Genomic DNA, 20,881 nt, shown 5'->3' on the forward strand with positions numbered 1-20,881 from the left:
AATGGACTTAATTAAAAACTATGGTGTAGTGGCTCAGGTACAGTAGTAATAAATAAGCAGTTTGGTGAAGCAATACGAAGGAGCAGGGGTATGTGTGCTTAGAAGCAATGAATGGTTCTGCCTGAATCTATACGTCTATCGGTATCAACTACTTATGCCTACGTTTCCGGTGGTAGCTTACATCCCGGACACCCGTTTTATGGGGCGAATATAGCCTAAAAACGATACAGTAGCCTTTTTTTATGCCGACGGGGCTAACTTGCAGCCATGCAACCTGTCCTGTTTATTGATCGCGACGGCACCCTGATCATCGAGCCGCAGTCCGATTTCCAGATCGATTCTCTCGAAAAGCTGAGCTTTATTCCCAACGTGCTGTCGGCGCTGCGCCACATTGCCGAAGAAACACCCTACGAACTGGTCATGGTGACTAATCAGGATGGGCTGGGCACGGCGGCCTTCCCCGAAGAAACCTTTTGGCCTGCCCACCGTAAGATGCTGGAGACCCTGGCGGGCGAAAACATCCACTTCGCCGCCGAGTTCATCGACCGCACCTTTGCCGCCGATAACGCCCCCACCCGCAAACCCGGTACGGCCATGCTGGGGCAATACCTCACCGGCCACTACGACCTGGCCAACAGCTACGTCATCGGCGACCGCCTCACCGACGTGCAACTGGCCGTCAACCTGGGGGCGAAGGCGATTCTGTTTGTGCCACCCAACGCCAACCCCGACACGCAAGCGGCTGATACACACGGCATAAGCGAGGCCATGCAACAGGCTATTGCCCTCAAAACCGACAGCTGGACCGACATCTACACCTTCCTGCGCCTGCCCGACCGCACGGCCACGGTAGAGCGGAACACCAACGAAACGAAGATTAAGATTGAGCTAAACCTCGACGGCACGGGCAAGGCCGACATGCACACCGGCCTGGGTTTCTTCGACCATATGCTCGACCAACTGGCCAAGCATTCCGGGGCCGATTTGCACATTCACGTGCAGGGCGATCTGCACATCGACGAGCACCATACCATTGAAGACACCGCCCTGGCGCTGGGTGAGGCCTACCGGCAGGCGCTGGGCAGCAAGCGGGGCATTAGCCGCTACGGGTTTCTGCTACCCATGGACGAGGCCCTGGCGCAGGTGGCCATTGACTTCTCGGGCCGTCCGTGGCTGGTGTGGAATGCCGAGTTCAAGCGCGAAAAAATCGGCGAAATGCCCACCGAAATGTTTTTCCATTTCTTCAAATCCTTCGCCGACACCGCTCAGGCCAACCTAAACATTCAGGTCACGGGCGACAACGAGCACCACAAGATCGAAGCCATTTTCAAAGCCTTCGCCAAAGCCATCAAAATGGCCGTGAAGCGCGACATCAAGGCACTGGACAGTTTGCCAAGTACGAAGGGAGTATTATAGGGGAGGGGTTTTGCACCCCAGCAACAGGAGTAACACGTCATTTTATGACCGACTCAAGTCCGAAAGATCTTTTTAAAAGCACAATGCTATTGAAAACATACACATCAAATTGGATTAAGGATTTCACGGATATAAAACTTGAAATCGAAAGTGGGCTACACGGCCTTGACTTTACTATCGAACACGTTGGAAGTACTGCCGTCCCACATCTGGATTCAAAACCGATAATAGACATCGATATTATCTATTCAAAGAATTTAGACTTTGTAAAAATAAAATCAGGACTTGAAAAAATAGGCTATTATCATAATGGGAATCAAGGAGTTGACGGTCGAGATGTATTTAAAAGAAATGGTAAACTGACAAATAAACTATTAGACACTGTAAAACATCACCTTTATGTTTGCCCAATTGACAGCGTAGCACTGGAAAGGCACATATTGACCCGAAATTTTTTAAGGAAGAATGAATGGGCAAGACTACAATATCAACAAATGAAATATGCATTAGCTGAAAAAGCTAATCAAGACAGAAAAGTATACTCTGCATTGAAAGAACTTAATGTAAATGATTTTATCGATTTAATTGTAAAAGAAGAAAAGCAAACGCACCATGTTGGGTTTGGAATTATTGGGCCTTGACGAATAGCTCATCATCGTTTGTTCAATATCAACTGATATCAATTGAACATGGTGTACTTTTTTGAGAAAAATTTGTGGGTATACGTTTTGCAAATTCCATACCTGTGTAAAACGCTGATCGTTGGTAGTTACCAATTTATGTACGTTACAAACACGATGGTGGGTTGTATAAAATTTGCAAACCCTGCCCTGTAATATGTAAACAAAATCGGGGCGATTCTAACGTGGAATTGCCCCGATTTTGTTACTACGGTGTTGGCTAGTTCTGCTTTACCAGATTACCACGAATGGCACCGTCTGGGTAGTCATTCGTGTGGATGTTGGCGTAGTAGAGACCCGCTTTCATGTTGTCTACCTGCGACTGCGACAGCGCCGTGGTGGTGCCGATAATGGGCGGAGTCAACGTGGGGAACGGTATAGCAACCGGGCCGGTACCATTCACACCCGAGGCACTCGTGGGTGGAATTTCGTGCAGATGGCCGGCTACAACGGTCGATGAAGCTGGGAAGCCACTGTAATTCAACGTGTAGCTTAGCACCCGTGTGGTGTTGTCCAGATTACCGGAAAACGTGCCGGTGGCAGGTGATGTCGTTGAGTTTGGCTTTTCATTGGCCCCGTTGAGGGTGGCGGCGAAAATAGTGTTGTTCGATGGCGTAACCACCGTGGTATTGTCGTTTTTACAGGCGAAAAAGATGGTGGTAGCCATCACGCCGAACGTGAAAATGAGTCCCTTTTTCATGGGTTGAGCAATTAAGTTGGATGAACAATAAACTATATAACCTACCGATAAACTTGGTAGATTGTTTACACCCACAACGCTATTTCGCACTATTATTGCCCTACTGCGTAGTGTAATTAGTCAGTGGTCCAGTCAGTAGGAGGGAGCATAGTTGGCGGGGCATCAGTCGCTGAGGCAGATATATTCAGCCGCTCAGCTACTTTCGTGGTAATAATCACCTGATTGTCACGCTCACCCATTTTCCACTCATGATTAAATACACCCTCGGCTTTGCCTTCGCGGCAGTGGCCGTACTGAGTACCTCGTTCATCGAAAAAAAGCCCGTCGAACAGCCCGCCCGTACCAACTACACGACCTACTGCGCCTCGTGCCACGGCGAAAAAGTAGAGGCGTTCGTAGACCGTAAGTGGAAACACGGCAACGAAAAAGCCAACCTGGTAGCCAGCATCGCCGGTGGCTACCCCGACCTGGGTATGCCCACCTGGAAGGGCGTTTTGACCGACAAGGAAATCGACGATATGGCCAACCTGATTGGGGAGAGCCTGAAAAACGTGGAGCAGTATGCCTTCGCCAATAAGCCTACGTCCAACGTATTCACCTCTGAAAATCAGAACGTTAAGCTCGATACGATAGCCGCGGGCATGGAGTCGCCCTGGGGGTTGGCGTTCTTACCCGGTGGAGATCTGCTCGTTACTGACCGTAACGGGTCAATCTACCGGGTCGACAGCAAGCACCAGAAAACAGCCGTAACGGGCGGTCCAACGGTGGTTTATGAAGGGCAGGGTGGCCTGCTCGACGTGGCGCTCCATCCCGATTTTGCTAAAAACAACTTTGTTTACTTTTCGTATTCAGCAGGCAAAACGGAAGGCGATCAGAAGCTGACTACTACGGCCGTGATGCGGGCCAAATTGACGGGCACCACGCTGAGCGATCAGAAAGTCATCTTCGAGGCCCTGCCTTACTCGAAAACGCGCCACCACTACGGATCACGGCTGGCGTTCGATAATAAAGGCTACCTGTTTGTGTCGGTAGGGGAGCGGGGTAATGAAAAAGAAAACCCGCAGGACCTAAGCCGTGATCTGGGCAAAATTCACCGGATGTATGACGATGGCCGCGTGCCCGAAGACAACCCCTTTGTGAAGACCCCCGGTGCCCGCCCCACGATCTATTCCTACGGCCACCGCAACCCGCAGGGCATGTACAAAAACCCCGTCACGGGCGAAATATGGGCCAATGAACACGGGCCACGCGGCGGCGATGAGTTGAACCTGATCAAAAAAGGGGCTAATTACGGCTGGCCCGTGATCTCGTATGGCATTAATTACGACGGCAAACCCATCACCGCCCTCAGCGCGAAAGAGGGTATGGAGCAGCCCGTGACCTACTGGATTCCGTCTATTGCTCCATCGGGTATTGCTTATGTGGATGGTACAAAATACCCCGCCTGGAAAGGTAATGTGATGGTCGGGTCGCTGCGGTTTCAGTACCTCAACCGCTGCGTGATGGAAGGCAATGAGGTGGTGAAGCAGGAGCAACTGCTGAAAAACATCGGCCGGGTCCGCAACATCAAAACCGGCCCCGACGGCTACCTCTACGTCTCCGTCGAATCGCCGGGTTTCGTGTATCGGTTGCAGCCGATGTAATAGTGGTGAGTGGTGAGTGGTGAGTGGTGAGTGATGAGCGGTCCGCCGCCGCGGTGCTGAGTTTGCTTCCGCAAGAGCAATACGCTGGCGGAAGCAAACTCAGCACCGCGGCGGCGGACCGCTCATCACTTACCACTCACCACTTATCATTCCCTTCCTTAATTTTGGGCCTGTGAACCAGCACCCGTGATGGTGGGTTGTTTTTGTAGCGAATCCTTTTTTTCACCCGTTAATAGTTTAGCAGAATGGCTTTTGATGTAGACATGATTCAGCGCGTGTACGCGAACCTCGGTGAGCGCGTTCGTGCCGCCCGGCAGGTAGTTGGTCGCCCGCTGACGTTGTCAGAGAAAATTTTATATACGCACCTCTCCGGCGGTACCGCCACGGAGTCGTTCGAGCGGGGCAAAGCTTATGTCGATTTCGCCCCTGACCGCGTAGCCATGCAGGACGCCACCGCCCAAATGGCCCTGTTGCAGTTCATGCAGGCCGGTCGCCCGAAAGTTGCTGTACCCTCAACAGTGCACTGCGATCACCTGATTCAGGCAGAAACGGGTGCCGAACATGACCTATCGACCGCCAAGAGCAAAAACAAAGAGGTCTATGATTTTCTGGCCTCGGTGTCTGATAAATACGGTATTGGTTTCTGGAAGCCCGGCGCGGGGATTATTCACCAGGTGGTGATCGAAAACTACGCCTTCCCCGGCGGTATGATGATCGGTACCGACTCGCACACGCCCAACGCGGGTGGCCTCGGTATGGTGGCCATTGGTGTGGGTGGTGCCGATGCCTGCGACGTGATGGCGGGCCTGCCCTGGGAGCTGAAAATGCCTAAACTCATTGGCGTGAAACTCACCGGCAAGCTTAGTGGCTGGGCGTCGGCCAAAGACGTGATCCTGCGTGTGGCCGGTATCCTGACCGTGAAAGGTGGTACAGGCTGCATTGTAGAATACTTCGGCGATGGTGCCGAAAGCCTCTCAGCTACCGGAAAAGGCACGATCTGCAACATGGGTGCCGAAATTGGCGCCACCACGTCGATCTTCGGATACGACGAAAAAATGGCCGACTACCTCCGCGCCACGAGCCGCGCTGAAATCGCCGACCTGGCCGACGGTGTGAAAGCCGACCTCCGTTCCGACGAGGAAGTCTACGCCGACCCCGCCACGTATTACGACCAACTGATTGAAATTGACCTCAATACGCTGGAACCCCACGTTAACGGCCCCTTCACGCCCGACCTCGCCTGGCCCCTGTCGAACTTCGCCAAAGCCGTACGCGACAACAACTGGCCCGAGAAACTGGAAGTAGGCCTGATTGGCTCATGCACTAACTCGAGCTACGAAGACATGACCCGCTCAGCCTCTATTGCCGCGCAGGCCGCTGCCAAAAACCTGAAAGCCAAAGCCGAATTTACCGTGACGCCCGGCTCGGAACTGGTGCGGTTCACCGCCGAGCGCGACGGCATCCTGCACACCTTCGAGCAGATGGGCGGCGTGGTGCTGGCCAACGCCTGCGGACCCTGCATTGGGCAGTGGGCACGGCACATGGACGACCCTACCCGCAAGAACTCGATCATCACGTCGTTCAACCGGAACTTCGCCAAGCGGAACGACGGCAACGCCAGTACCCACGCCTTTGTGGCCTCGCCTGAAATCGTGACTGCCTTCGCCATCGCCGGCGACCTGACGTTCAACCCCATGACCGACACGCTGACCAACGAAGCCGGTGAGCAGGTGAAATTCGACGAGCCACAGGGCATCGAACAACCCGTACGCGGCTATGCCGTAGATGACGCCGGTTATCAGGCCCCCGCCGAAGATGGTTCCGCCGTGCAGATTCTGGTGTCGCCCACGTCAGACCGGCTGCAACTGCTGGCCTCATTCCCGGCTTGGGAAGGCACCGACCTGAACGGCCTGAAACTGCTGATTAAGGCCAAAGGCAAATGCACCACCGACCATATTTCGATGGCCGGTCCGTGGCTGAAATACCGTGGCCACCTCGACAACATCTCGAACAACATGCTCATTGGCGCGGTGAACTTCTATACCGAGAAAACTAACTCAGTGAAGAATCAACTCACTGGCGAATACGGCGAAGTACCGGCCGTGCAGCGGGCCTACAAAGCCGCTGGCGTGGGATCTATCGTGGTGGGCGACGAGAACTACGGCGAAGGCTCATCGCGCGAGCACGCGGCTATGGAACCCCGTTTCCTGGGCGTGCGGGCCATTTTGGTGCGGTCATTTGCCCGTATCCACGAGACCAACCTGAAAAAGCAGGGTATGTTGGCCCTTACCTTCGCTAACCCGGCAGACTACGACAAGGTGCAGGAAGACGACAGCATCGACATCAAGGGCCTGACCATCTTCGCCCCTGGTCAACCCCTGACGGTGGTGCTCCACCATGCCGACGGCAGCAGCGACGAGTTCCCCGTAAATCACACCTACAACCAAGGGCAGATTGAGTGGTTCAAAGCCGGTGCCGCCCTGAATTTGATCAAGATGCAGGTGCAGTAAACGGCAGTAGACCTATAAGGTCTTCGGAGACCTTATAGGTTGAGCTACAATAAAAAATGCCCGAATTGCCGTGTGGTAGTTCGGGCGTTTTTGTTCTCTAAAGAGTTATATTTGATAAAATGCGCTTTACTATGCAAAAGCAGTCAGAACTATCAGAAAAGTCTTATTTCTTCAAGAAATTGAAGACATATACCGCCGAGGAAATCATCGCAGCAGGTGGAACTACGGCTTTCGGCAAAGTGACGCATTATGACAGAGAAGCGTTGAATCGTTTGGATGGAGAACCCCTAACTGAAGAGGAGTACCAGCAGGCTATTGAGCAATTGAGCAAGTAGCATGAACCTTCTTTTCGACACGAATATTGTGCTTGCCGTTGGACGTGCTGATTCGTCGTCCCGTCTATTAACTGCTCTCAACCCTACCAATGCACTAATTTATGTTTCGTTTGCTACAATAGCTGAAGCGCAATCCATTGCTTACCAGAATGGTTGGGGCCAGCGAAAGGCAAGTCTGATTGAAAACTTCTTTGCAGCGGTGCGTGTCATTGGCATTAGCGATTTATTACTTCCCGCTTATGTAGGAATTGACGCTTACAGTCAGCGCAATCACCCTGATTATCAATCATATCCATTCGAAACGCCCCGCAACATGGGTAAAAACGATCTGTATATCAGTGCAACTGCGTCACTGCTAAACCTCAAGTTAGTTACAACAGATCAGGATTTTGACCACTTGAATGACACATTTCTGACTCTACAAAGAATTACTCCAGAATGGCTACGCGACCGATTAAAGAGTTGATTGTTGCCGTAAACCACACCTACAACCAGGGTCAAATTGAGTGGTTCAAAGCCGGTGCCGCCCTGAATTTGATCAAGATGCAGGTGCAGTAAACGGCAGTAGACCTATAAGGTCTTCGGAGACCTTATAGGTTGAGATACAATAAAAAGCCCGAATTGCTGTATGGTGGTTCGGGCGTTTTGTTGGGCCAAACTGGTTATATTTGATTAAATCGAAACCAGTTATGACAAAAGAAGCCGTACAAAAAGTGGTCGATACCTTACCTGACGAGGTAACTATTGACGATATCGTGGAGCGCCTGATCCTCATTCAGAGTTTTGACGAAGGCCGAAAACAGTATGAAGCAGGCCAGTTTGTCACCCATGATGAGGTAGGTAAACGACTCGACAAGTGGCTCAAGTAATCTGGACATCCCGCGCCGCTGATGAAATCGTTGAAGTGGCCGAGTTCATTAGCGATTTTTCGATTAGCTATGCCAAACAGTTCGTCAAGCGCGCCTATGAGCGGACAGGTCAACTAGCTAATTTTCCTGAAATGGGTCGCTTGATTCCTGAAATAGGCAAGCCTCAATACCGCGAGTTATTAGAAGGAAACTACCGAATCATGTACGAATTACTGGACGCAGATCTGATTCTTGTCCAGCGGGTTATACATCAGGCACGTGACTTTAAACCGTAGTTAATCAAAACTACAAAAAATGCCCTGGATGCGCATCCAGGGCATTTTATATGAAAACAACGTACCTAACTAAATCTCTGAATAGGTCGCTGGGTGCAGTAGGTAAATGTCGGCGCGGAGGTAGTTGTGGGCGTATTCGGGGAGGGCGTTTAGGGACTTCCAGGCGGGGTCGGCGCTGAAGGCTTTCCAGTGGGCGTCGCGGTCGGCTTTGGTGGCAAACGAGGTCATGTACATCATGCTCGGCAGCTTGGCTCCGGCTCTTACCTGTCCGCAAAAAACGGTGTTGAACCCCAGCCGACTGAAAATGTCCAGTTCGCCGTTGTTAAACTGCGCTACTTTAGCTTCGTGCAGCTTTTCGGTGGCGGCTTCGTAGAGGCGCAGTTCATAGATACGGTCGGCGGCGGGGCCAGTGAGTTTAGGAGCCATCAGACTGGGCATCCCGGCAAAGGCCTCCATCAGCACCGATTCAAAGCCTTTGTAGGCGGGCTTGTCGAAAGCGGCGTTGATGTAATCGGCCCCGGCGGTGGCGTATTGCTTGTCTTTGGCCAGCGTCTCATTCAGGGTGGCGAACTGATCAACCGATTTAAACGGAATCAGCACGTACAGGGTTGAATCGGCCTCGGCGGGTTTGAAAACGCCTACTTTGCCAATACCGGCGCGGTGCAGGGCGGGCAGATACGCGTCTTTGAGGTAGCTATCGAGCCGGTTGCGCTGATCGCTGTTTGTCAAATGATATACCTTCAGTTGGTAATACTCGCGCTTGGGGGCAGCAGCAAAAACTTGGGTTAAGCTGAAAAGAAAAGCCGCCATCAGGGCTAGCACATACGTTGACTTGGTACTCCAGAATGTGGTCATATTGGAAAATTGGTTGTGTGGAATAACAAAGCAGCGTAGGCCCGAAACCTCATTGCCTTTACACGGTATGCAACAACGCACCTTCCCCAACCACACGGCCCTATCGCAGCATACCGCCGACTACATTGCCAACCTGATCCGCCAAAAACCCGATGCCGTGCTTTGTCTGGCCTCTGGTGATACCCCCACCGAAACGTACCGAATCTTGGCCAGTATGGTCCAGTCGGGTGATCTCGACCTGAGCCGGTGCCGGTTCATTGGTCTCGACGAGTGGGTTGGCTTTGGCCCTACCGACGTGGGTAGTTGCGGCTACCTGGTGTACCGCGACCTGTTTACCCCCGCCCAAATTCGCTCCGAACAAATCACCTATTTCGACGCTAAAGCCACTGATCTCCAGGCCGAATGCGCCCGCGTCGACGACGCCATTGCCGATTTTGGAAAGCTCGATCTGCTGCTGGTGGGCATCGGTATGAACGGCCATATCGCTCTCAACGAGCCAGGTACGCCGTTTTCACTCCGTTGCCACGTAGTGCAACTCGCCCAGTCGACTATTGATGTGGGGCAAAAATACTTTACCAAACCAACGCCGCTTTCGCAGGGCATCACCCTGGGCCTGCAACACCTGGCCGAAGCGCGCGACGTTATTTTGATGGCCTCCGGTCCCCGCAAAGCCGCCGTTGTGCAGCAGGCCCTCACCGGCCCCGTCACTGAACAGCTCCCTGCCAGCATTATGCAGACAATTGAGCAGGGGAAAGTATGGGTAAGTGAGTAGTGGTAAGTGCTAAGTTTGCTGCCGCCAGAGCAGTTACGCCTGCGGCAGCAAACTCAGCACTTACCACTACTCACTTACCACTTTCTTACAGCCCTAAGGCCGTTTTCAATGTGGTGTTGATCTGTACACCGGTGCGGGTGGTGGCGTTCTTGTAGGTAATATAGCCGAAACCTTCGTCGTACTCCCACATCGACCAGCCAATCTGGTAGGCTTCCAGAGCCTTGCGCACGTCGCCGAGGTAGGCGCAGCGGGGGGTGTTGGCTACGTAGGTTTTGTAAACGCCAAACTCGTTGCACGACACCAGCACACCGTTGGTAATAGCCCAGGTATTGATGCGTCCCAGGTCGGCCATAATTTTGGCGGCGTTCCAGTTCTCGGTGCCATAATAGAGCATCCACTGTTTGGCGGTTGCATCACCGGCCGCGTTTGCTGCCGACTGCACGTTGGTGGGTGTAGAGGGGTAGGGCAAGTTTTTGATGAACCCAAACGTTGGCGTGATCCAGTCGGCTCCCTGATGCGTAAAGACCATCGGCGAGTAATAATGAAAATTCCAGAGCACGTTTTTATTTGTTGGCGTTACGGCCAATAGTGCATCCATCGAACTCCAGTCGGGTGCGGTAGCGATGATCACATGGTTGGGCACCACCGACCGAATGGCCGAAATCAGGCTATCCTGGGCGGTTTTATACCAGGCGGGATTTGTACTGGCCATGTGGGGTTCGTTCATGACCTCGAAAAAGACCTGCGTATTGGGCTTCGCTTTGAAGTTAGTCGCGATGGCCCGCCAGTAGGCCTGCGCTTTGGGTAGAAAGGCCGGGTCGTTGGCCAGCTTCTGCTCAAAGTCACTATCGCCCGATGCATGGATAGGGTCGATGATGACGGCTAGACCAGCCGCCAGCAGACCATTCACGCCCGTATTCAGGGCCGACAACGTTGCGGGTTTCAGGAGGCTGGGCGTGGCTTCCTGAAACAACTGATTCGGGCCGATAGGGATGCGCACATGCAGAAAACCCTGCGCTTTGATCTGGGCAAACGCCGTGCTCGTAAACCGCGTGGTGAACTGCGCCGGACTAGACCCCGACCCAAACCAGTTGCTTAGGTTGATGCCTTTTTTAAGCGCGGGTATGCCGGTTGGGTACTGCGCCAGCAACGTGCCCGGTGCCCCCACCCGTGCTGATGCCTGTGGTTCGGTCTGCTGGGCGATTTCGGGTGACTGACATTGGCTCAGGAGGATAATAGCGGCCACTGAAAGAGTGAATAAACGCATAGAAAGTTGGTAGATTAAGTGCTGATTATTAGTTAGTTAACAATCAAACAAACATACGCAACTTTCGTCCTGAAAAGCCGCCGCCTAGTTGTCGCTGCTGTCCAGGATTTTCTTTTTCTCGGCCTCGTATTCCTTCTCGGTCAGCACTTTTTCATCGTAAAGCCGCTTGTTTTCGCGAAGGCGGTCAGCTTTTGATTTGGTACCGGCTGTCTGAGCAGCGGCGGGGGCCGTCAGGCTGCTCTGTGGCAGCGGCATGGCGGTGGTGGCTGGCACGACAGGCTGATCGCTGCCACTCAGGGGACGAAGTTCATAGGTGTGGTCGGGGTCGTATTTCATCGTCCAGAGAAATGGAAACAGAAAGAAAACGCCGCCTACAATGGCCCCACCGTCGGCCCGTTCGTTGCGCACCAAGGGGACTTGTACAGGCTCAAACCCCTCTTTTTCAAACCGCAGATCGGTCACGCTGCCCACAATTTTGGTATCGCTGTATTGGTAGGGCGTCACGCCTTTATACTGCCCATTGACGAACAGTTTGGCCCCGGCGGGCTGACTGTTGATGAGCGTTGAACTGGTGCAACCAGCCAACAGCATGGTGCCCGAAAGGAGCACAGGGAGGGTCTTGCCGGAGTTCCGGAAAAAAGAAGTAATCATGTTTTATACGCGTTAAGTGAACTGTCGATACACCGTTGTACGACTATATGGGTGTATAGATTACAAACGTACATAAAGGATTAGTCTATAAATCAAAAAAAGCCATTGCCAACCTGTTAAGGTTGGCAATGGCTATGACATTGAGTCTATTACGATCTACTCCGATACCACAATTAATGGTGCCACAAATTCAGGATCGTTGTCGTGCGAGGCTTTTTTGGCGGCCCGGCGCGACGTGCGTTTCATGGTAACTTCGTAAAGATCCGTGCGCCGATCTTTCAGGTTTTGCACGGAGCCATACTCGTGTAACTCCTTCAGCAACGACACATCGACATCAGCAAAAAGCACCATCTCGGTGTTGGTGGTGGCTTCGGCTTTGATGGCGTTGTTGGGAAATTGAAAATCTGACGGCGTAAACACCGCCGACTGGGCGTAGTGAATATCGGTATTGGGTACGTTGGGCAGGTTGCCCACGCAACCCGAAATGGCCACGTAACACTCATTTTCGATAGCCCGTGCCTGTGCGCAGTTCCTGACCCGGTAGTAACCGTTTTGGGTGTCGGTGAGGAACGGCACAAAAATGATCTGTGCACCCTGCGCCGCCAATGCCCGGCCCAATTCGGGGAATTCGACGTCGTAGCAAATCATCATCCCGATTTTGCCACAGTCGGTGTCGTAGGTCTTTACTTCGTAGCCACCCACCATGCCGTAGAATTTAACCTCGTTGGGAGTGATGTGAATCTTTCGGTATTCTTCAAACGACCCGTCGCGGCGGCACAAGTACGACACATTGTAGAGCTTGCCGTCGTCCATCAGCGGCATTGACCCGGCAATGATGTTGACGTTGTAGGAGATGGCAAACTCGCACATTTTTTCGCGGACCTCCTGCGTGTACTTGGCCAGTTCACGAATAGCCTGTGGTTCGGGCATGTCCTTGAATTCGGCCATGAGCGGCGTATTGAAAAACTCAGGCATGACCAGGAAATCAGCTTTATAGTCCGATACCACGTCGGTAAAGAACTCTACCTGATCGAAAAAGGCCTGTAGCGTGGGGAACGAACGCATCTGCCACTGCACCACACCCAGCCGGATGATGGAGTCGGTATGGGGCTTGCGGTTTTTTTCCGATACGTAGTAGATGTTGTTCCACTCCAGCAACGTCGCGTATTCTTTCGACTCGGTGTCGCCGGGCAGGTAGCCGCGCAGGACTTTCTTAACGTGGAAGTCGTTGGAAAGCTGAAACGTCAGCGTGGGGTCGTAAATGTCTTTTTGCTTCACCCGCGTGATGAATTCGCGGGGCGACAGCTCGTCGGCATACTTGCGGTAGTTGGGTATGCGCCCACCCGCCAGAATACCCTTCAGGTTCAGTTGCTCGCAAAGTTCCTTTCGGGCATCGTAGAGCCGCCTACCCAGGCGCAGGTCGCGGTAGTCGGGGTGTACGAACACTTCAATGCCGTAGAGCCAGTCGCCTTTTTTGGTGTGGGTATCGAAGGTGTACTCGCCGGTGATTTCCTCGAAGGTGTGGCTATCGCCAAAGTCAGCGTACTTGACCTGAATAGCCAGGGCGCAGGCCACCACTTTGTCATCGACTTCAACGCAAAACTGCCCGTCGGGGAAAATATTGACCAGTTTATCAATCAGGTTTTTCTCCCAATAGTCGCCACCGATACCGCTGTACGACTCGATCATGGCCTCTTTGAGGTCGGCGTAATCACTCTTTTTTAAATTTCTGGTTGCAATCCGCATGGGGGCGTGGTTCTCCTTCTAGTTATAGTATACAACAAACAGTAGCACGAATAGGCTTGGTTTCGCAGGCGAGAAAAGAGTTCGAAGTCCAAGGGCTAAAGTCTAAAGTTGGCTGACGCGAGCGTATTCTCGCGTCAGCCAACTTTAGACATTAGACCTTAAACCTTAGACTTTAGCCCTCTACTGAAACAATCAGCCTTGATTTGCGTGTTTCTAGTCTGGATTCATCAAACACGATTCATCTTACACATGGCACAAGCAAAACGCAGAGCATCGGCAACCTGGGAAGGGGGCTTGCAGGACGGTAAAGGTTCTCTCTCAGCAACCGGTGGTGTACTGAACAACACCCCTTTTTCATTTAAAACCCGTTTTCTAAGCGAAGATGGCAGTGCGGGCACCAACCCCGAAGAACTGATTGCTGCCGCCCACGCGGGCTGTTTTACCATGGCTACGGGTGCCACCATGGGCCAGCAAGGTATTGTTCCCACCCACCTGGAGACCAAATCGGTGCTGACCATGGATATGGACACCCTCTCAATTACGGCCATCGACCTGACCATTACGGGCACGGTGCCGGGTATTGATCAGGCCAAGTTTGAAGAAATTGCCAACGAGGCAAAGAAAAACTGTGTGATCTCACGCGCCCTGGCCCCCAGCATTGCCCTGACTGTAACGGCTACACTGGTGTAAGTACTTGATAGACGTAAAAAGCCCGCCCGGTACCGACCGTGGCGGGCTTTTTTGTGAGTGAATAAAACGTGAGCCAACCCCCCGTAACTTCTCAATTTGTTCACATCTGAACTGGCCACGAACTGTACCTTTGACGCCACATGCTGATGAGTTGGTAGTAGGCCGCTGATGGTCAGGTTATTATGAGACGTTATCTGCTGATTTTAAATTGCCTAGCTGCGGTGGCTACTGGCTTTGCTCAACAAACCACGCTGCAAGTGCCCGGCCGAAACCGGTTTTGCCAAATCGATACGGCGGGGGTGTCGGTGCTGCCCAGCGGCCGGTTTGTGACGCCCGCCGGACACACCATCCGCATCAACTCCGACCCGTTTGGCATGGCCCTCAGCCCCGACGGGCAAACGGCCTTGGTGCTGCACGACGGCGTATTTTCCGTAATCACTCAGCCCGGTTCGGCGCGACCCGTGCTCACGCGGATGCCCGCCTTCGGTCAGCCCGATTCGCAGTCGCTGCTCACGGGCGGGTCGTTTCTGGGTGTGGCTTTCAGTGCCGATGGCAAAACGGCCTACCTCAGTCAGGGCGATAAAGGCAGTGTGCTGGTGCTCGACGTGCCCACCCGGACCAAAATCAGGGAAATAAGCCTGAACGGGCCTGTTTCAGGCAAGACATACACCGACAGTTTTACGTCTGATTTAGTGGTAAATACGGCAGCAAACGAACTGCTCGTACTGGACCGCGCCAACTTCCGACTGGTGCGTATTGATTTGACTACCAATGCGTTAACTGCCTCTTTGCCAACCGGTCGGCAGCCGTTTGGGTTGCGGCTCAGCCCCGATCAGAAGCTGGCGTTTGTGGCCAACGTGGGGCAGTACAGCTACCCGCTTGTGCCCGGCGTGACGCCCACCAACCGCGACACCATGATGCTCAAATTCCCCGCCTACGGAGCGCACTCGAAAGCTTCGCGGGAAGGGGTGGAGATAGAAGGACGACACATTCCGGGCCTCGGCGACCCCAACGACGACGAAGCCATGAGCGTCTGGACTATCGACCTGGCCACAAACCGGGTGGTGGCGCGGCACAAGACGGGTGTGAAAATTGGCGAGATGATCGAGGAGGCCGAAGTAGTAGGAGGGAGCAGTCCCAACTCGATTGTGGTTGGTAAAAACCTGGCCTACGTTACCAACGCCACCAACGATAACCTCTCTATTATCGACTACCGCAGGCACCGCATTGTGGGCACCATTCCGCTGCGGCTGGCCCGGCTTGGTGCGCCGCCCGTGCTGGACAAACTGCGTGGCCTGATGCCCTTCGGACTGTGTTTGACGAAAGACGAAAAAACGCTCTACGTAGCCCTGTTGGCCTTCAACGCCGTCGCCGTTGTCGACGTGGCAACCCGCACGGTAAAGGGCCTAATCCCCACCGGCTGGGGACCAACCCGTGTGCTGCTCTCGCCCAACGAAACCACGCTCTACATTACCTCGGCGCGGGGCTACGGCGCTGGGCCAAACGGGGGCAACGGGTTTGTGGCCCCACCGCAGGGAACGTATATTGGTGATATTCAGCTGGGTACGTTTCAGTCGGTGCCAATGCCCGATGCCGTTCAACTAGCCAGTTATACCAAACAGGTCTTTGCCAACACCTACGAAACGGTGCCGGTGGTGGCCGCTCAGCCGAAAGCCGGAGCAGGGCAAGCGGTGCTGCCAATCGTACCCGGTTTGCCGTCATCGGCCATTAAATACATCGTTTACATCACCAAAGAAAACCGCACCTACGACGAGGTGCTTGGCCAACTACCCACCGGTCGCGGCGACAGTACACTGGCGCGTTTTGGCCTGGGGGCCACGGTGCGCGGCAAGAAAGACACGGTCTATCTGACCAACGCCAACGTGATGCCCAACCACAATCGCATTGCGAGCCAATTTGCGTTTTCCGACAATTTCTACTGCGATTCTGATGCCAGTATCCACGGCCATCATTGGATGATGGGCACTATTCCCAACGAGTGGGTAGAGGCCAATGCAGCCTCAGCGGGCACGTTCAAGGCATTTTCGGCGGCTCCGGGACGGCGGTTTCCGAAAACGACGGGGGCCATTGACCCCGAAGATTACAACGAGCGGGGCGGTATCTGGGAAGCGCTGGAACGGAAGCGCATTCGGTTCTACAATTTCGGTCAGGCTAACGAATATGCCGGGTCGTTTGAGGAGCCCCACAACACCCCCTTCGGCACGGCGCACCCCGTCTCGTTCCCCATGCCCGACGCCGCGTTTCGGAACACCTCGCGCAACTACGCGGGCTACAACACCAGCATTCCCGACCAGTTTCGACTAGATCAGTTCACGACCGAATTCACCAAAAAGTGGCTGGGCAAGAAACCACAGGCGCTACCCCAATTGCTTACGGTCATGATCCCCAACGACCACGGAGCCAGCCCCCGACCCTCGTTTGGGTATCCCTACCTACAGAGCTATATGGCTGATAATGACCTCGCTGTAGGGCGGATGCTGCATTTTTTGAGCCGGACGCCCTACTGGAAAAACATGCTGGTGGTCATCACCGAAGACGACCCGCAGGGCGGTGTTGACCACGTAGACGCCCATCGGTCGTTGCTGATGCTGGCGGGGCCGTATGTGAAGCGCGGCTACGTCTCGCACACCCACGCTAACTTCGGCTCTATCCTGAAAGTGATCTACAACCTGCTGGGCGTTCCCTACGTCAACCACTACGACCTCACGGCCTCACTCCCGCAGGATTTTTTCACCGATAAACCCGACTTCACCCCCTACGATGCTGTTCTGCCCGATGCCCGCGTCTTCAACCCCCAGAAAGCCCTAGACTACTACAAAAAAACCTTCGACTGGCCCGCCATCCAGCGCGGCCCGCTCATGGGCGACGTCCCCAAAATGGATGACCCCCGCCAACAACGCGCCGAGCATTACCGGCAGAAGGAGTAAGGGCAATGTATCACGGACTGAAGTCCGTGATACATTGCATACTGCATACTGTCCTTAACTGCATACTGAAATGAAGCTCCTCCGCCACCCCGCTGTCTTTGTCCTTTTCGGAGCTACGGCTGCGTTCTGTACGTACACCTGCATGTATGCCTTTCGGAAGGGCATCACGGCTGTCACGTTCGAGGGGATGGCCTATGCAGGGCTGAGTTACAAGACGTGGCTCATTATGGCGCAGGTGTTGGGCTATGCCTTGTCTAAACGGATGGGTGTCAAGGTGGTATCGGAAGTATCGGCGGGGCGGCGGGCTATGTATGTGCTGGCGTTTGTGGCGGCGGCGGAGGTGGCCCTGCTGGGCTTTGCGCTCGTGCCCGCCCCGTGGAATATTCCGTTTTTGCTGCTCAACGGCCTGCCGCTGGGCATGGTCTACGGCGTGGTGCTGGGCTTTCTGGAAGGCCGCCGACAGACCGATGCACTCGTGGCGGGGCTGACGGCTTCGTTTATTTTCGCGTCGGGCTTCGTGAAAACCGTAGCGCTCACCATCAAGGCCGACTGGGGTGTGTCGGAGTTTTGGCTGCCGTTCGTAACGGGTGCGTTGTTTGTTGGGCCGTTGCTGCTGTCTGTTTTTGCCCTGTCGAGCCTGCCACCACCCACCGAACAGGACCGGGCGCAGCGCACCAGCCGTCCACCTATGATGCAGGCCGACCGGCGGGCATTTATCCGGTATTTCAACCCCGGCCTGGCCCTGCTCATTGCGGCTTACGTGCTGCTGACCGCCTTCCGCGATTTCCGAGACAATTTTGGCCCCGAAATACTGAAGAGCGTAGGCAACCTGTCGCCCGCGCTGTTCACCAAAACCGAAGCCTGGGTTGCGGTGGTGCTGCTGGTGCTGATGTCGCTGCTGACGCTGGTCCGCGACCACTGGCAGGCGTTCCGGCTCATCAACGCGGTCATGATGCTGGCCATGATTACGCTGGTTGTGAGTACCTACGCCTTCGACCAAGGCTGGCTGTCGGCAGGCAACTGGTACCTCGCGCTGGGCATTGGCCTCTATGCCGCCTACGTACCGCTGAACGGCCTGTACTTCGAGCGGCTGGTGGCGGCGTTTCGGTACCCCAGCACGGTGGGTTTTGTGGTCACGCTGGCCGATTATTATGGCTATCTGGGCAGCGTGGGCATCTTATTGTACAAAAACTTCGGTCAGTCAGATCTGAGCTACCTCGATTTTTTGCGCTACGGTGCCTACGCCCTGGCGGGCTGCTTTGTGCTGCTGATGAGCGCGTCGTACCGGTCGATGGCCGGGCGTTATGCTGAACAAACTCCTACACGTTATGCTACCTCAACTGGTGATTTTTGACATGGCCGGGACCACCGTCACCGACCAACACGAAGTGGAACAGTGCTTTGCGCAGGCCGCCGCTGAGTCGGGCCTGCGGGCCACCCCCGAACGGATTCTGGCGGTGCAGGGCATGGCCAAACGCTATGTGTTCGACCTGCTCTGGCGTGAGCAACTGGGTACCGATCTGGCCGAACTTGATGCACGGGTAGACGAGTCGTATACCCTGTTCAAAACCATTCTGGAACACCACTACGAAACCCAGCCCGTAACACCTACCGAGGGGTGCCTGGCTACGTTTGCCTGGCTCAGCGAACAGGGTGTTCCTATTGCGCTCACTACTGGTTTTTACCGTACCGTAACCAACCTGATTTTGAATCGTCTCGACTGGCATGTTGATCCAAATGGCCATTATGTGGCTGATGATCAGATGGTTGTTCAGATTAGTATCGCCTCTGACGAAGTGCCCAACGGTCGCCCCGCCCCCGACATGATCCGGCTGGCGATGCAACAGTTGGGCATCACTGACCCCAAACAGGTAGTGAACATTGGCGACACCCCGTCTGATTTGTTATCGGCTCAGGCAGCGGGCGTTGGCCTGAATCTGGGCCTCACCAACGGCACCCACTCGGAAGCACAACTGCGTGATTATCCGCATGATGCGCTGCTGGGATCACTGGCCGAATTGCCGGGTCTACTGAGCAGCAGGGGGTAGTGGGGGGGGGAGTTTGTGGTTTGTGGTTTGTAGTTGCTTCGCGCAATGGTTGGCTTCGCGCTACGTGCCCCTCGACTGCGCTCGGGGTGACAACGAACTTGACTCAAGCTAGGATACTTGCTTATTGTCCTGTCACCCCGAGCGCAGTCGAGGGGCCACGCGTCAGCCCACTACAGCGCGAAGCAACTACAAACCCCACCCCCCCAACTTTCCAGACATACGACTTACCCACTTACGACTACTCTATGTACGACCTAATCATTGTTGGTGCGGGCATTTTGGGTGCTACGCACGCCTATCACGCCGCGCAACGGGGCCTGAAAGTGCTCTTGCTGGAAAAAGACAATCACCCTGTAAGCTCGACGGTGCGGAATTTTGGGCAGATCGTGCCGTCGGGAATGGCGGGACGGTGGTTTGAGTATGGCCGGCGGACGCTGGAACTGTACCGGCAGTGGCAGGCCGAAACGGATCTGTCGCTCCGCCAAAACGGCTCTATTTATGTGGCCTCTGATGACGACGAGTGGCAGCTGGCTAACGAACTATTCGACCGGCGACGGGCCGAGAACTACCCCTGCGAACTGCTCACGGCGACGCAGACCCTGGCCAAATACCCCACGCTCCGGCCCGATTACATCCGCGGTGCGCTCTGGTTTCCTGATGAGATGAGCGCCGAACCCGATCAATTTATTCACCGATTCATCGACTTCATTGTGCGCAAACACGGCGTCACCTACCGACCCAACGCGGCGGTGGTGGATTGCCTATCGAACTACGGCGGGGCCATCGTGACGCTGGCCGGTGGCGAACGCCTGTCGGCAAGCCGCGTGCTGATTTGCGGTGGGTACGAATTTCGGTTGTTGTATCCCGATGTATTCGCCAATAGTGGTCTGGTTGTGAGTAAGTTACAGATGCTGCAAACGGTGCCTATGCCTGCTGTTTCGTTGCCAGGAAACATCCTCACCGGCCTTACCATCCGCCGGTACGAATCCTTCACCGAATGCCCGTCCTTTGCCAGTATTCAGACCCCGCCACACCTTGCTGAGCTAAAGAAATGGGGTGTCCATATCCTTTTTAAACAAGCCACCGACGGCTCTATCATCATCGGCGACAGCCACGAATATGCCTCTGCTGCCCGAATTGATGACCTGGGTTACGACACCAAAGACGCCCTGAATCACCTGATGCTGACCGAAGCCCGCCGCATCGTGCAGTTTCCCGTCGACCATATTGCCCGCACCTGGGCCGGGTACTACGCCCAAACCGCATCGGCGGACCGCGCCAACGAGATTTTCGAGCATGACGTAGACGATTACATCCGCATCGTCACCGGCATCGGCGGCAAAGGCATGTCGTCCGGCGCGGGGTATGCCGAGGCGTCGTTGGGGGCGTGGATGGGGTAATAGTGGTGAGTGATAAGCGATGAGTGGTGAGTTTGCTTCCGCCAGCGTACCTGCTCTGGCGGAAGCAAACTCACCA

Annotated in this window: 19 protein-coding genes; 14 read left to right on the plus strand and 5 right to left on the minus strand. The window is 54.4% G+C overall.

From position 1 onward, the window contains the following. Positions 1-267: 267 nt before the first annotated feature. Together hisB and J2I48_RS01205 are read left to right on the plus strand one after the other, a co-directional pair. On the plus strand, positions 268-1,416 hold the full coding sequence (hisB, locus tag J2I48_RS01200) for a bifunctional histidinol-phosphatase/imidazoleglycerol-phosphate dehydratase HisB (protein WP_207333548.1): 1,149 nt from the start codon (positions 268-270) through the stop codon (positions 1,414-1,416). A 44-nt stretch (positions 1,417-1,460) separates the two neighbouring features. Further along, positions 1,461-2,057 (plus strand): GrpB family protein, encoded by a 597-nt coding sequence (locus J2I48_RS01205; RefSeq protein ID WP_207333549.1) that lies wholly within the window; start codon positions 1,461-1,463, stop codon positions 2,055-2,057. Positions 2,058-2,316: 259 nt separating this feature from the next. On the opposite strand, the gene J2I48_RS01210 is transcribed toward J2I48_RS01205, so the two are convergent. After that, positions 2,317-2,796: a CHRD domain-containing protein gene (locus J2I48_RS01210; RefSeq protein ID WP_207333550.1), complete on the minus strand. Its 480-nt coding sequence runs from the start codon at positions 2,794-2,796 to the stop codon at positions 2,317-2,319. A 248-nt stretch (positions 2,797-3,044) separates the two neighbouring features. Here J2I48_RS01210 and J2I48_RS01215 point away from each other — a divergent pair, with 248 nt between their 5' ends. The 6 genes from J2I48_RS01215 (at position 3,045) to J2I48_RS01240 (ending at position 8,428) form a co-directional block, all read left to right on the plus strand. Next, complete coding sequence (locus J2I48_RS01215; protein WP_207333551.1) at positions 3,045-4,439, plus strand: PQQ-dependent sugar dehydrogenase; 1,395 nt, start codon at positions 3,045-3,047, stop codon at positions 4,437-4,439. 245 nt (positions 4,440-4,684) lie between these two features. Beyond that, positions 4,685-6,949: an aconitate hydratase gene (locus tag J2I48_RS01220; protein WP_207333552.1), complete on the plus strand. Its 2,265-nt coding sequence runs from the start codon at positions 4,685-4,687 to the stop codon at positions 6,947-6,949. Positions 6,950-7,080: 131 nt separating this feature from the next. Next, entirely contained in the window at positions 7,081-7,284 is a 204-nt protein-coding gene (locus J2I48_RS01225; RefSeq protein WP_207333553.1) for a hypothetical protein, read from the plus strand. 1 nt (position 7,285) lies between these two features. Then, on the plus strand, positions 7,286-7,750 hold the full coding sequence (locus tag J2I48_RS01230; protein WP_207333554.1) for a PIN domain-containing protein: 465 nt from the start codon (positions 7,286-7,288) through the stop codon (positions 7,748-7,750). A 223-nt stretch (positions 7,751-7,973) separates the two neighbouring features. Next, positions 7,974-8,153 (plus strand): hypothetical protein, encoded by a 180-nt coding sequence (locus tag J2I48_RS01235; protein WP_207333555.1) that lies wholly within the window; start codon positions 7,974-7,976, stop codon positions 8,151-8,153. Continuing rightward, entirely contained in the window at positions 8,141-8,428 is a 288-nt protein-coding gene (locus J2I48_RS01240; RefSeq protein ID WP_207333556.1) for a type II toxin-antitoxin system RelE/ParE family toxin, read from the plus strand. Before J2I48_RS01235 ends, J2I48_RS01240 begins: the two co-directional genes overlap by 13 nt. A gap of 69 nt (positions 8,429-8,497) precedes the next feature. Here the strand turns inward: J2I48_RS01240 and J2I48_RS01245 are convergent, their stop codons facing one another. After that, positions 8,498-9,283, minus strand: a complete 786-nt coding sequence (locus J2I48_RS01245; RefSeq protein ID WP_207333557.1) for an NIPSNAP family protein — start codon at positions 9,281-9,283, stop codon at positions 8,498-8,500. A gap of 67 nt (positions 9,284-9,350) precedes the next feature. Between J2I48_RS01245 and J2I48_RS01250 the strand changes: the two genes are divergently transcribed. Continuing rightward, on the plus strand, positions 9,351-10,055 hold the full coding sequence (locus J2I48_RS01250) for a glucosamine-6-phosphate deaminase (RefSeq protein ID WP_207333558.1): 705 nt from the start codon (positions 9,351-9,353) through the stop codon (positions 10,053-10,055). Positions 10,056-10,140: 85 nt separating this feature from the next. On the opposite strand, the gene J2I48_RS01255 is transcribed toward J2I48_RS01250, so the two are convergent. The 3 genes from J2I48_RS01255 to J2I48_RS01265 form a co-directional block, all read right to left on the minus strand. Then, the gene (locus tag J2I48_RS01255) at positions 10,141-11,322 is read right to left on the minus strand and encodes a glycoside hydrolase family 5 protein (protein ID WP_207333559.1); all 1,182 of its coding nucleotides are present in this window, start codon (positions 11,320-11,322) and stop codon (positions 10,141-10,143) included. 84 nt (positions 11,323-11,406) lie between these two features. Further along, a complete protein-coding gene (locus tag J2I48_RS01260) occupies positions 11,407-11,973 on the minus strand; it encodes a PEGA domain-containing protein (protein ID WP_207333560.1) in 567 nt (188 codons plus the stop codon). Positions 11,974-12,129: 156 nt separating this feature from the next. Further along, entirely contained in the window at positions 12,130-13,719 is a 1,590-nt protein-coding gene (locus tag J2I48_RS01265) for a bifunctional GNAT family N-acetyltransferase/carbon-nitrogen hydrolase family protein (RefSeq protein ID WP_207333561.1), read from the minus strand. Positions 13,720-13,968: 249 nt separating this feature from the next. Between J2I48_RS01265 and J2I48_RS01270 the strand changes: the two genes are divergently transcribed. The 5 genes from J2I48_RS01270 to J2I48_RS01290 all read left to right on the plus strand — a co-directional run bounded on the left by J2I48_RS01270 (position 13,969) and on the right by J2I48_RS01290 (position 20,805). Further along, the gene (locus J2I48_RS01270) at positions 13,969-14,409 is read left to right on the plus strand and encodes an OsmC family peroxiredoxin (RefSeq protein ID WP_207333562.1); all 441 of its coding nucleotides are present in this window, start codon (positions 13,969-13,971) and stop codon (positions 14,407-14,409) included. Between the two features lie 182 nt (positions 14,410-14,591). Further along, entirely contained in the window at positions 14,592-17,357 is a 2,766-nt protein-coding gene (locus J2I48_RS01275) for a bifunctional YncE family protein/alkaline phosphatase family protein (protein ID WP_207333563.1), read from the plus strand. Between the two features lie 70 nt (positions 17,358-17,427). After that, positions 17,428-18,711: a DUF5690 family protein gene (locus J2I48_RS01280; RefSeq protein ID WP_207333564.1), complete on the plus strand. Its 1,284-nt coding sequence runs from the start codon at positions 17,428-17,430 to the stop codon at positions 18,709-18,711. Beyond that, complete coding sequence (locus tag J2I48_RS01285; protein WP_207333565.1) at positions 18,686-19,405, plus strand: HAD family hydrolase; 720 nt, start codon at positions 18,686-18,688, stop codon at positions 19,403-19,405. Before J2I48_RS01280 ends, J2I48_RS01285 begins: the two co-directional genes overlap by 26 nt. A gap of 245 nt (positions 19,406-19,650) precedes the next feature. Further along, on the plus strand, positions 19,651-20,805 hold the full coding sequence (locus tag J2I48_RS01290; protein ID WP_207333566.1) for a TIGR03364 family FAD-dependent oxidoreductase: 1,155 nt from the start codon (positions 19,651-19,653) through the stop codon (positions 20,803-20,805). The last annotated feature ends 76 nt before the right edge of the window (positions 20,806-20,881 follow it).

The organism is Fibrella aquatilis (assembly GCF_017353255.1).
GTDB classification, from domain to species: domain Bacteria; phylum Bacteroidota; class Bacteroidia; order Cytophagales; family Spirosomataceae; genus Fibrella; species Fibrella aquatilis.